At 29.7% G+C, this 11,810-nt stretch carries 15 protein-coding genes; 13 read left to right on the top strand and 2 right to left on the bottom strand.

What is annotated here, in order from left to right; genetic code table 11:
* Positions 1 to 84: 84 nt before the first annotated feature.
* The 10 genes from purD to folK all read left to right on the top strand — a co-directional run bounded on the left by purD (position 85) and on the right by folK (position 8,981).
* On the top strand, positions 85 to 1,344 hold the full coding sequence (gene purD, locus BFN48_RS07530; RefSeq protein ID WP_069650290.1) for a phosphoribosylamine--glycine ligase: 1,260 nt from the start codon (positions 85 to 87) through the stop codon (positions 1,342 to 1,344).
* Positions 1,345 to 1,689: 345 nt separating this feature from the next.
* The gene (gene proC, locus BFN48_RS07525) at positions 1,690 to 2,496 is read left to right on the top strand and encodes a pyrroline-5-carboxylate reductase (RefSeq protein ID WP_069650289.1); all 807 of its coding nucleotides are present in this window, start codon (positions 1,690 to 1,692) and stop codon (positions 2,494 to 2,496) included.
* A gap of 920 nt (positions 2,497 to 3,416) precedes the next feature.
* Positions 3,417 to 3,986, top strand: a complete 570-nt coding sequence (locus tag BFN48_RS07520; RefSeq protein ID WP_278287323.1) for an anthranilate synthase component II — start codon at positions 3,417 to 3,419, stop codon at positions 3,984 to 3,986.
* Position 3,987: 1 nt separating this feature from the next.
* Positions 3,988 to 5,346 (top strand): aminodeoxychorismate synthase component I, encoded by a 1,359-nt coding sequence (gene pabB / locus BFN48_RS07515; RefSeq protein ID WP_069650287.1) that lies wholly within the window; start codon positions 3,988 to 3,990, stop codon positions 5,344 to 5,346.
* Positions 5,327 to 6,094 (top strand): aminotransferase class IV, encoded by a 768-nt coding sequence (locus tag BFN48_RS07510; RefSeq protein ID WP_069650286.1) that lies wholly within the window; start codon positions 5,327 to 5,329, stop codon positions 6,092 to 6,094. The genes pabB and BFN48_RS07510 overlap by 20 nt, the downstream gene beginning before the upstream one ends.
* A complete protein-coding gene (locus tag BFN48_RS07505; RefSeq protein WP_069650285.1) occupies positions 6,072 to 6,743 on the top strand; it encodes a nucleotidyltransferase domain-containing protein in 672 nt (223 codons plus the stop codon). The genes BFN48_RS07510 and BFN48_RS07505 overlap by 23 nt, the downstream gene beginning before the upstream one ends.
* A 2-nt stretch (positions 6,744 to 6,745) precedes the next feature.
* On the top strand, positions 6,746 to 7,309 hold the full coding sequence (folE, locus tag BFN48_RS07500) for a GTP cyclohydrolase I FolE (RefSeq protein ID WP_069650284.1): 564 nt from the start codon (positions 6,746 to 6,748) through the stop codon (positions 7,307 to 7,309).
* Positions 7,310 to 7,320: 11 nt separating this feature from the next.
* Positions 7,321 to 8,112, top strand: a complete 792-nt coding sequence (gene folP / locus BFN48_RS07495; protein WP_069650283.1) for a dihydropteroate synthase — start codon at positions 7,321 to 7,323, stop codon at positions 8,110 to 8,112.
* 7 nt (positions 8,113 to 8,119) lie between these two features.
* Positions 8,120 to 8,488 (top strand): dihydroneopterin aldolase, encoded by a 369-nt coding sequence (gene folB / locus BFN48_RS07490; RefSeq protein WP_069650419.1) that lies wholly within the window; start codon positions 8,120 to 8,122, stop codon positions 8,486 to 8,488.
* A complete protein-coding gene (folK, locus tag BFN48_RS07485) occupies positions 8,481 to 8,981 on the top strand; it encodes a 2-amino-4-hydroxy-6-hydroxymethyldihydropteridine diphosphokinase (RefSeq protein ID WP_069650282.1) in 501 nt (166 codons plus the stop codon). Before folB ends, folK begins: the two co-directional genes overlap by 8 nt.
* Here folK and BFN48_RS07480 read toward each other — a convergent pair.
* Complete coding sequence (locus tag BFN48_RS07480; protein WP_069650281.1) at positions 8,973 to 9,230, bottom strand: hypothetical protein; 258 nt, start codon at positions 9,228 to 9,230, stop codon at positions 8,973 to 8,975. The genes folK and BFN48_RS07480 overlap by 9 nt on opposite strands.
* A 189-nt stretch (positions 9,231 to 9,419) precedes the next feature.
* On the opposite strand from BFN48_RS07480, the gene BFN48_RS07475 reads away from it, so the two are divergent.
* The gene (locus BFN48_RS07475; RefSeq protein WP_069650280.1) at positions 9,420 to 9,728 is read left to right on the top strand and encodes a YerC/YecD family TrpR-related protein; all 309 of its coding nucleotides are present in this window, start codon (positions 9,420 to 9,422) and stop codon (positions 9,726 to 9,728) included.
* A 13-nt stretch (positions 9,729 to 9,741) separates the two neighbouring features.
* Here the strand turns inward: BFN48_RS07475 and BFN48_RS07470 are convergent, their stop codons facing one another.
* Positions 9,742 to 10,617 (bottom strand): nucleoside hydrolase, encoded by an 876-nt coding sequence (locus BFN48_RS07470; protein ID WP_069650279.1) that lies wholly within the window; start codon positions 10,615 to 10,617, stop codon positions 9,742 to 9,744.
* Positions 10,618 to 10,862: 245 nt separating this feature from the next.
* On the opposite strand from BFN48_RS07470, the gene BFN48_RS07465 reads away from it, so the two are divergent.
* Both BFN48_RS07465 and BFN48_RS07460 read left to right on the top strand, forming a co-directional pair.
* On the top strand, positions 10,863 to 11,564 hold the full coding sequence (locus BFN48_RS07465) for a YeeE/YedE thiosulfate transporter family protein (protein ID WP_083238852.1): 702 nt from the start codon (positions 10,863 to 10,865) through the stop codon (positions 11,562 to 11,564).
* 16 nt (positions 11,565 to 11,580) lie between these two features.
* Positions 11,581 to 11,808, top strand: a complete 228-nt coding sequence (locus BFN48_RS07460; protein WP_069650278.1) for a sulfurtransferase TusA family protein — start codon at positions 11,581 to 11,583, stop codon at positions 11,806 to 11,808.
* The last annotated feature ends 2 nt before the right edge of the window (positions 11,809 to 11,810 follow it).

The following is an 11,810-nucleotide window of genomic DNA, read 5'->3' as shown; positions in this document are numbered from 1 at the left end:
TTATTTGTTAAATAAAGAGCGAAAAGCGAAATACGAATAGCGAATGACAGAATTAAGTAGCGAAAATGAAAGGATGAGCGGATAATGAAGGTTTTAGTTGTAGGCAGTGGTGCAAGGGAACATGCAATAGTTTGGAAGGTTTCTAAAAGTCCAAAGGTAAGTAAAATATACTGCATACCTGGTAATGGAGGAATAAGTGATATTGCTGAGTGTGTAAAAATAAGGGCTGAAGATATAGAACTTTTATTAGGATTTGCTTTAAAAGAAAATATAGATTTGACTATAGTAGGCCCTGAAGCACCACTAGTAGAGGGGATTGTTGATAAATTTAAAGAGAAAGGTCTTAAGATAATTGGTCCAGATAAAAAAGGTGCAATGCTAGAAGGCAGTAAAATATTTGCTAAAAAATTTATGGAAAAGTATAATATACCTACAGCGAAATACAAAACCTTTAAAAATAGTAAAAATGCAATTAAAGCTCTTGATAGTTTTGAATATCCTTTAGTAATAAAGGCAGACGGTTTAGCTGGTGGAAAAGGTGTAGTAATCTGTGAAACTAGACAAGAAGCAGAAAAAGCTATAATTGATATGATGGAAGAGAAAAAGTTCGGTTTATCTAGTGAAAATATAGTTATCGAAGAATATTTAGAAGGTATAGAAGCATCACTTTTATGTATTATTGACGGCAAAAAAATAATACCTATGGAGAGTGCGAAAGATTATAAAAAGATATTTGAAGGAGATGAAGGACCCAATACAGGTGGTATGGGATGTTTTTCACCACATCCATTGTTTACTCAGGCATTAAAAAATACTATTAGAGAAGAAATATTAGACCGTATTATGTATGGATTGAATATGGAGAAAATATTTTATCAAGGAATCTTATTTATAGGGCTTATGCTTACAAAGAATGGTCCTAAAGTTTTAGAATTTAATGTTAGAATGGGCGACCCTGAAACTGAAGTAGTACTCCCAAGATTAAAGAGCGATATAATTGATATTTTTGAAAAAACTCTATCTGGAAAATTAACAGAAGATGATTTGAAGTGGGAAGATAGACATTGTGTATGTGTAGTAGCGGCATCTGAAGGTTATCCAGTAAGTTATGAAAAAGGAAAAGTGATTACAGATTTAGATAAAGTTGATGAAGAGGTTGTTGTTTTTCATGGAGGAACGAAAAAGGTAGATGGTAAATTTTACACAAATGGTGGAAGAGTACTTACAATTACGGCTTTAGGAAATTCTCTGGAAAAAGCTAGAGAAGTTGTATATAATAATATCGAAAAGATTAATTTTGAGAATATGTATTATAGAAAAGATATAGCCAAATTGGGACAGTAAATTACTGTCCCAATTTGAGTTTGTTGATAAAGAAATATTTCTTAATAGATTGGAAAAATAACGCTCATAGACAAATCTTTAGAGAAAACTAAGATTCTTAATTTCGAAAAATCCTAACGCACCTAATCAAGACGTCCTGTCTTGTAGGATGCTGGCTTAACGTCCTGTTAAGCCTACGGATTTTTCTGAAATTCTTCATCAAGTTTTCTTTGCTAAAGCTTTGTAATTATTCGCTTTTATTTTTTCAATCATTATAACTTTATTTTGCCTACAGTCTGAAATTGTAACAGCAAATCACTGGTCTAAAAGGTTTAAAGCATAATAGAAGAGAAAGGAGAAGTAAAATTGCAAAAGACAATAGGATTTATTGGTTGTGGTAATATGGGGCAAGCAATGATGGTGGGAATATTAAAATCAAATTTAGTTTTACCTGAGCAAGTTATAGTATCAGATGTTAATGAGGAAAGATTAAGTTTTGTTTCAAAAGAGTATGGAGTAAAGACTACAACAGATAATAAAAAAGTAGCGAAGGTTGCTGATATTTTAGTATTAGCAATTAAGCCTGATATATATGAACAAATTATAAAAGAAATAAGAGATTTTGTGAAAGATGATGTAATAATAGTCATTATAGCAGCAGGAAAAGACATAAATGGAATTGAAAAAAGTTTTGGGAAAAAGTTAAAAGTAGTTAGGACAATGCCTAATACACCATCTTTTGTAGGTGAAGGCATGACTTCTATGTGTTTTAACGAAAAAATATCTAAAAAAGAAATAGATGAATTAATAAATATATTTGAAAGCTTTGGTAAGGTTGAAATAGTAGATGAAAAATTAATGGCAGCCGCAACTTCGGTAAGTGGTTCTTCTCCTGCTTATGTATTTATGCTTATAGAAGCAATGGCAGATGCTGCAGTTCTTGATGGACTTGCAAGGGACAAAGCATATAGAATGGCAGCTCAAGCAGTTTTAGGTGCTGCTAAGATGGTATTAGATACAAAAAAACATCCTGGTGAATTAAAAGATATGGTGTGTTCGCCAGGTGGAACAACTATAGAGGCTATAGCGACTCTTGAAAAATCTGGATTCAGATCAGCAATTATTTCTGCTATGCAAAGTTGTACAAGAAAATTTATTGAATTGTCAAATTAATAAAATTAAAACCTACACCTTAATATTAGTGTAGGTAGAGCTTGTTGACAAAGTAGTATTTTTAAATGGATTGAAAAAATAACGCTCATAGACAAATCTTTAGAGAAAACTAAGATTCATAATTTCGAAAAACCCTAACGCACCTAATCAAGACGTCCTGTCTTGTAGGATGCTGGTTTAGCGTCCATGCTAAGCCTACGGATTTTTCTGAATCTAATATCCAGTCCCAGCACCCAGTACCTAGTACCTGTATTCACTTTTATTGTCGTTAATTTTTGTTATGAAATGTCATTTCCCGGGAAATATGTCGTATTTTCGCTGTTTGGTATTGTCATTTTTGTTCATTACTCGTCATTCGATTATCGAAAAGCGAATAGCGAACTACGAACAGCCACCAGCTTATACAAGAAATAGAAATTTAAAATTTAAAATTGAAAATTAAGACTCAAAAAATAACTGTGGCAACTAATAATTTTTAATCTATCGACTGTTAACTAATTTTACATTTTCAATTTTACATTTCTTTAGCCCATCCCCAGTACCATGTACCCAGTACCTAGTATCCATTCCCAATTGACACTAATAAGATATAAGTTTAAAATTAACTTAAAGGTAGAAAATTGAAATTATTTGTCAGAATAATATGAATAAATTTTCTAAAAAATTTCTATAATCCATAGGAAATTATAATAAAATCTTATGTTAAAAAAATTAATGTTGATTTTATTGAAACGTTGTCTGGCATGCTTACATGCCAGGGTCGTTATAAACTATATTGTGGATAAATTTAAATATAATTTCCGTAATGGATATAGGCAAAATCTACCTTGATTTATTTAAATCAAAGATTTTGTTTTATCGAATGACGAAAAGCGAATGACGAATAGCGAGTTAAAAAGGGAGGAATATTTTTGATTTTCATGATTGATAATTATGATTCTTTTACCTATAATCTATATCAATTTTTAGCTGAATTAGGAGAAGAAATATTAGTTAAAAGAAATGATGAGGTTTCATTAGAAGAAATAGAAAAATTAAATCCAGAGATTATTGTTATATCTCCTGGACCTTGTTCACCTTCCGAAGCTGGTATTTCAATAGATATAGTAAAACATTTCAAGGGCAAAGTGCCGATATTAGGTATTTGTTTAGGGCACCAAACAATAGGACATGTATTCGGAGCAAAAATTGTGAAAGCAATAAGACCAGTTCATGGGAAAGTAGAACCAATAATTCATTATAATAAAGGAGTATTTAGAGGATTAAATAATCCTTTGAAAGTTACTAGATATCATTCGCTTGTTATTGATAGAGCTACTCTTCCAGACGATTTAGAAATTACGGCTGAAACTAACGAAGGAGAAATAATGGGGATAAGACATAAAAACTATTTAATAGAAGGTATGCAGTTTCATCCAGAAGCTATTTTGACAGAAAAGGGGCATGAGTTGCTTAATAACTTCATTAAACAAGCAAGAGGAGAAGATTAAAATGATACAAGAAATATTTACTAAACTTAATTCATTTGAATTGTATACAATATTTAAAGACGATAGTTTTAGTTTTATTCTTGATAGTGGTATGGATGCAAATAGATTGGGAAGATATTCATTTATCAGTTCTAACCCATTTAAAATAATAAAAATTTACAAAAATTCTACAGATCCTTTTGATGTACTTAAAGAGGAGTTAAATAAATATAAAGTTACCAATTCTACTGATTTACCTTTTATTGGTGGTGCGGTAGGATATCTTTCATACGATTTATGTAGATATATAGAAAAAATACCAGGCAGTGCAGTAGATGATATAAATATACCACTATTATATTTAGGTCTTTATAATTGGGTAATTGTAGTAGACCATCTAGAAAACAGGACTTATATTGCAACGCCAGATATAGACAAAGAATTAGAAAATATTGCTGTTAAAAAAGCTTTAGAAAGAATAAAAAATGCAGAAGTAAATGGTATTGATTCGATATGCTATCAAAATAAAGAATATCCAGAAGTAATATTAAAGTCTAATTTTACAAAAAAGGAGTACTTACAGAGCATAGAGAGAATAAGAGACTATATTAGGTCTGGAGATGTTTATCAAGTTAATCTTACACAAAGGTTTGAAGGAAAGGTAATAGCGACAGGATATGAAATATATAAAGATTTAAGAACGGTAAGCCCTGCACCATTTGGTGCTTATCTCAATTTTGAGGAAGTTGAAATTCTTTCAAATTCTCCTGAAAGATTTATTAAAGTAAAAGATAGAATTGTAGAGACTAGACCAATCAAGGGAACAAGACCTAGAGGTAAGACGTATGAAGAAGATTTATGTTTAAGAGAAGAACTTTTAAATAGCGAGAAGGATAAGGCAGAACTTTTAATGATAGTGGATTTAGAAAGAAATGATATAGGGAAAGTAGCTAAAATAGGAAGCGTAAAAGTACCTGAACTTTTCAAGCTAGAAGAATATTCTAATGTGCATCATTTGGTGTCTACTGTAGTTGGAGAGTTAGATGAAGGCAAAGATTTGGTAGATTTAATAAAAGCAGTTTTTCCTGGAGGGTCTATTACAGGTGCTCCAAAAGTAAGAGCTATGGAGATAATAGATGAATTAGAGCCAAATCAAAGAAATGTCTATACAGGATGTATAGGTTACTTAGGATTTGATGGGTCAATAGATTTGAATATAGCAATAAGAACTATAGTTAAAAAAGGTGACTGTGTATATTTTCAAGTAGGTGGAGGAATAACTTGGGATTCAAATCCTTATGATGAATACGAAGAAACTCTCCATAAAGCAAAATCTATAATAAAAGCACTTAGGGGGAAATATGAAGAAAAAAGCAACTGAAAATAGTGAACTTTTTAAGTTCGGTATTGGTGTATTTGAGACAGTAAAAATATATAAAGGGATTCCAATTTTATTAAAAGAACATCTTGATAGAATGTATAATTCGATTAAGGAATTAAATATAGAAATTAGTATTTCCTATGAAGAATTAGAGAAAAAAGTATATGAATATGTAAAAAATTATGATTATAAAGCTTTGAGAATTACTATGTTTGATGAAGGTTATAACTTTATGATAAGAGATATACCTTACAAGGATGAAGACTATGTTAGAGGATATAAACTCAATATTGCACCTATAAGAAGAGGAGAAAGTTTTATATACAGACATAAAACTGCAAATTATTTTGAAAATATTTATTTAAAGAGGTTGGCTTTAAAGAAAGGTTTTGATGAATCTTTAATAATAAATACTGATAATAAAATACTTGAAGGTACAATGACAAATATTTTTTTTATAAGGCGAAATGAGCTATTTACGCCAAAACTTTCTTTAAATATATTGCCTGGTATAATGAGAAGAGAGATTATAGAAACAGCAAAGAGTATAGGAATAAAAGTACATGAATGCACAATAGATGTACAAGACTTAGATAAATTTGATTTTGCTTTTATAACTAACAGTCTGCTTGATGTTTTAAAAGTCAGGGGGATTGAAGACATAATGTATGACAAAAATAATGAAGTTTTTCATAAATTGAGGACTGCCTTGGAGGAAAAGCTTTATGGATGCTTTAGATATTGTTAAATATCAAATACAGGAAATTAAAAAAAATACAAATGTAACTTCTATTATTTTGGTAGGTTCTATGAGAAATTTAGAGTTTGATGTAGAATTAAGTGATATAGATATATTTGTAATAACAGAAGAAGGCAATAGACAAATAAGAAAGATTTTAGAAGTTTCAGGTGTAGAATTCGATGTAAATTATTTTTCTAGGAAGATTTCAAAAGAATTAATTAAGAAAAGAGAGCAATTCTTTATTGAATGTCTTAAAGATGGTAATTTAGTATATGATAAAGATGGATTTGGTGATTATATTATTAAAGAGTCTATTAAAGAATATAATAAAGGACCAAAAAGAATAGAAGATTATGAAATAAATAATTGTATAATTAAGATAAATGATTATTTTAAAAAGCTTAAGAAACTACAAAATGGACCAAAATATGAATTTCATTTTCTTTCAAATCTATGTTTGAAGGAGATGATAAAATTATATTATAAGTTAAATAATATGTGGATTCCAAAGGATAAAAAACTACTAAAAAGTCTTAGAGATTTTAATAATGATTTATTTAGTATTGCTGTAGATTTCTACAATGAATATGATATTAAAAAATTAAAAAAAGTATTTGATTATATCATGGAAAAAAATATACAAAAGGAGATGTAAATATGGATAAAGAAAAGATTAAAAGAGCTATTAGAGATATTTTAGAGGCGATAGGTGAAGATCCAGATAGAGAAGGACTTAGAGGAACGCCTGATAGAATAGCTAGGATGTATGAAGAAATTTTTTCGGGATTAAATGAAGATCCCAAAAAACATTTGGAGATTTATTTCCAGGATGAAAAATATGAGGAATTAGTTTTAGTTAAAGATATACCTTTTTATTCAATGTGTGAACATCATTTAGTACCTTTCTTTGGCAAAGCACATGTTGCATATATACCTAAAGGTGGAAAACTTACAGGGCTTTCTAAGCTTGCAAGGGTAGTTGAGACTGTTGCAAAGAGACCTCAATTACAAGAGAGAATTACCAAGACTATTGCAGATACTTTAATGGAAGTTCTTGAGCCTTATGGTGTAGTAGTTGTAGTTGAAGCTGAACATATGTGTATGACTATGAGAGGAGTAAAAAAACCAGGTTCAAAAACTGTAACATCAGCAGTAAGAGGTATATTTGAAACAAGACCAGAATCTAGAGCAGAAGTTATGAGCTTGATAAATCACAAGTAAAGGGGGATATTATGTTTGAATTTGGCCAAAAAACTTATATAATGGGGATATTAAATGTAACTCCTGATAGTTTTTCAGATGGTGGAGAATATTTTGATATAGATAAAGCTGTTGAGCATGCAAAAGAAATGGTTAGAGAAGGTGCAGATATAATTGATGTAGGAGCTGAGTCAACAAGACCTGGAGCACAGGAAGTATCTGAAGAAGAAGAGTTAAAAAGAATAGTTCCAGTAGTTAAAAGATTAGTTAAGGAAATTAATATACCAATTTCAGTAGATACTTATAAATCTAGGGTTGCTGAAGAGGTTTTAAAGCTTGGTTGTCATATAATAAATGATGTCTGGGGACTTCAAAGGGATAAGAATATGGCAAATGTTGTTGCTAAATATGATGTCCCAGTTATTATTATGCATAATCAAATAGGAACTGAGTACAAAAAAGATATTATGGAATCAATAAAGGATTTTCTAAAAGAAAGTATTAGGTTAGCAAAAGAAGCAGGTGTTAAAGAAAAAAATATTATATTAGATCCAGGGATTGGTTTTGGAAAAACTCCAGAGCAAAATATGGAGGTTATGGGCAGACTTAAAGAGCTTACTGAATTAGGATATCCAATTTTATTAGGGACTTCTAGAAAATCTATGATTGGTAAGATTTTGGACTTACCTCCAAAAGAAAGAGTTGAAGGTACTATAGCAACGACAGTTATGGGAATCATGCAGGGAGTTGATATTGTAAGAGTGCATGATGTAAAAGAGAACTTACGAGCTGCTAAAGTAACAGATGCTATTTTTAGAAAGTAGGGATATTTTGGATAAAATAACACTAAAAGGCTTAAGTTTTTATGCTTATCATGGAGCATTAAAGGAAGAAAATGTTATAGGTCAAAAGTTTATTGTTGATTTAGAAATTTTTTGTGATTTAAAAAGGGCAGGAGAAACTGATGATTTAACTCAGTCAGTAAATTATGCTAAAGTATATGAAGTAGTCAAAGATATATGCGAAAACAATACATTCAAGCTTATTGAGGCTTTGGCTGAAAATATAGCAATAAGAGTTTTAAATGAATTTAAAAATGTTAAAGAGATAGTTGTAACGGTAAAGAAACCTCAAGCTCCTGTTAATGGGATATTTGACTATTTCGGTGTAGAAATAAGGAGAGTAAGAAAAGATGGCTAAGGTGTATCTTGGACTAGGAACAAATTTAGGAGATAGACTTGGGTATTTGAAGGAAGCTATACAGCTTATTAAGAATTTTAAAGATACTGAAGTAACAAAAGTTTCTAAAATATATGAGACCGAGCCTTGGGGGTATACTTTACAGGATAGCTTTTTAAACTTATGTATAGAGATAGAGACTGACTTAAGACCATTTGAACTTTTAGAAGAATGTCAGAAAGTTGAGAGAATATTAAAAAGAGAGCGTTATTTTAGATGGGGTCCTAGAACTATTGATGTTGATATATTGATTTATGATGATGTTTTTATAGATGACGATAAGTTAACAATACCTCATCCTAGAATTCAAGAAAGAGCTTTTGTTTTAGTACCATTAAAGGATTTAAACGAAAACCTAGTAATTAAGGGAAAAACAATTACAAAGTGGATAGAGATTGTAGGGCTTGAAGGAATAAAGGAATTTAAGGCTTGCAATTGCAAGCCTCTACCTTAACTTAGTATTTTCCATATTCTTTGGACTTGCAGGAATTCCTTCAATTCCTCTTTTTTCAGTAATAGGAGTAGTTTCTGCATAGAATCTCATAGTATCAATGGCGTCTACATCTCTTTGCATATTCCATGGGAATACAAAAGCATTTGTTTGTCTTTCTATTATTGGATATTTTTCTGCGTTGTATGTTGATAGTATAATGTCTTGACCGTTTGAAGCATTAGGCTTGTTTTGATTATAGTAATTTTTCAAAATATCACTTCCTTTATAATATCTTAATTAAAAGAGGATAAACTTCAAAAATAGTATTTGCAAAACAAGTAAAAATATTATAATTTTTTAAAGCTTTTAGTTGACAGGGAACAGAGAACAGAAGAAAGGAATTTAAGATTTAGCATTTAGCATTTAACATTTAAAATTCAATTGTTTGGGAGGGGTTTAATGAGTTATAATTCTAAAATTAAAGATTCTCATATTGATGAGCTTTTTGAAGCTATTTTAGAACTTAGAAATTTAGAAGAGTGTTATAGATTTTTTGAAGATATTTGCACAATAAAAGAAATAAAGTCTCTGGCTCAGAGACTTCAGGTTGCAAAATTATTAAGAGAGAATAAGACATATATAGAAATTGAAAATGAGACAGGTGCTTCTACAGCAACTATTAGTAGGATAAATAGAGCACTAAATTATGGAGCGGAAGGATACAATCTAATATTAGATAGATTAGAGCAAAAGAAAGATGAAAAGTAGATTTTGTAAGTAATTATATAATTACATTATCCCATGTTTCAAAAATTATATTATTAAATCTTTCTACATCTTTAATTTTAGTAGGTATATTAATTTTATAACCTTTAGGTGAGTTTTTATCTATTATAAGATATCCGTTTTCTAAATCATTTGGGGTAGATATTATATTTTGATAGTTTTCATCAAACAATTCTGGATTTGTTACATAAACTGCAGCAACTATGTCCCAGTTATAAAATCCTTTTATACCAAATTCAGCCATTACAAAGTTAAACCAATTAATGGTTTTATCTTTAATGTATTTATATATTTTAGATTTACTATTCATCAATCTTTTGTATTCATATTCACCAAAGAATGCTTGTAAGCAAATATGTCCTGTTAAAACTGTTATTTTAACTCCAGATGTTAATACGATATGGGTAGCTTCTGGATCACATGAGAAATTAAGTTCGTCTAAATTTTTTCCATTAATGATTAAAGGTTTTGTTATGCCTCCCATTAAGACAATCTGTTTTAATTTTTTGAAAAAGTTTTTATCAATTTCATAAGCGTTTTTAAGATTTGTAAGAGAACCTGTTGCTAGCAGTGTAATTTCATTAGGATATTTATTCACAATATCTACTAAAAAATTGGCAGCAGGGCTATTTTTTTCAGATTTTGAACTAGCTCCTTTGTAAAGAGGCAAGTTTATATTTAATTCTTTAAACATTTTTTTAGTATTTTCAAATACTGAGTCAATTGTACTATTTCCATAAGTTGTCGTAATACCTAGTAAATCTATATCTTTTCTACCTAATAGATATATAAGTGTAAGACCGTCATCTACATCTTTACCTTCTAAGCCCATAGTGTTATCACAATCAAATATTACCTTTATTTTTTTCATACAAATTACCTCCTTCACTTAATTTATAATGTATTTCTTTGTATTTTGCATCAGTTCAACAAACCTAAACTTATTATATCACTTTATTAACTATAGGGGTCTAACTTGGATTAATACAACTATAAAACATTCTTATTCTATATAATTATACTCTATATGAAATGGTTGCACATTAATGTATAATATAGATTATAGGGAGTTTGTTTGATAATTAACATACTTATAGAGATTTAGGGGTTGATTATATGTCTTCTAATAGAATTGAAGAATTGAAAAAAAGAAGGCAGAGAGAGATTAGAGTTAATAAGAAAAAAAATCAAAAGTTTTATGCATTTATAATGTCTATTATTTCTATAATAATATTTATCTTTTTATTGCAGAACAACAAAATTTACAGTATTTTTTGGGTTATTGGACTCTTAATAGGTATAACGCTTCAAAGGTCAAGATTTTGTTTTGCTGCAAGTTTCAGAGATCCAATTATGGTTGGCAGTACATCTATTTTAAAAGCAATTATTATAGCTTTTATAATAGCAACTATAGGCTTTGGAATTATTCAGTATGATTCAATAGATAGTAGTGGTGTTATTGATATAGATAGATTACCAGGTCAAATTAGCCCAGTTGGAATTCATACAGCTATAGGAGCAATACTTTTTGGAATTGGTATGGTAATTGCTGGTGGGTGTGCTAGTGGAACTCTTATGAGAATAGGCGAAGGTTTTTTGTTGCAAATTGTTGTACTCATTGGATTTATTATAGGAACTGTATTAGGAGCGTATAATTTTGAATTTTGGGACAAGCTTATTATTAAAAAGTCGCCAACAATTTATATACCTAAGTATATCGGGCTACCAACAGCAGTAATTCTACAAATAATTTTTCTTACAGTATTATATTTTATTGCAGATTGGTACGATAAGAAAAACAATTTGATGTCTAGTTGATATAGGAGGGATATAATTGACTGAGATAAAACTAGATTGCATGTATGAAGCATGCCCGATACCTTTGTTGAAGGCTATAAAAAAATTAGAAAAAATGGATATAGGAGATGTGTTAATTTTAGAAACAGATCATAGTTGTTCCATTAAGAATGTGGTTGAATGGGCTAAAAAACAAGGTCATAATGTAGATTATATGGAAGTAGGAGAAGGTGAATGGGAAATATATATAGAAAAGCGAAAATGAAA

This window comes from Caloranaerobacter ferrireducens, assembly GCF_001730685.1.
GTDB classification, from domain to species: domain Bacteria; phylum Bacillota; class Clostridia; order Tissierellales; family Thermohalobacteraceae; genus Caloranaerobacter; species Caloranaerobacter ferrireducens.
The sequence above is the reverse complement of the archived record's forward strand: the minus strand, read 5'-3'. Positions and strand labels throughout refer to the sequence as shown.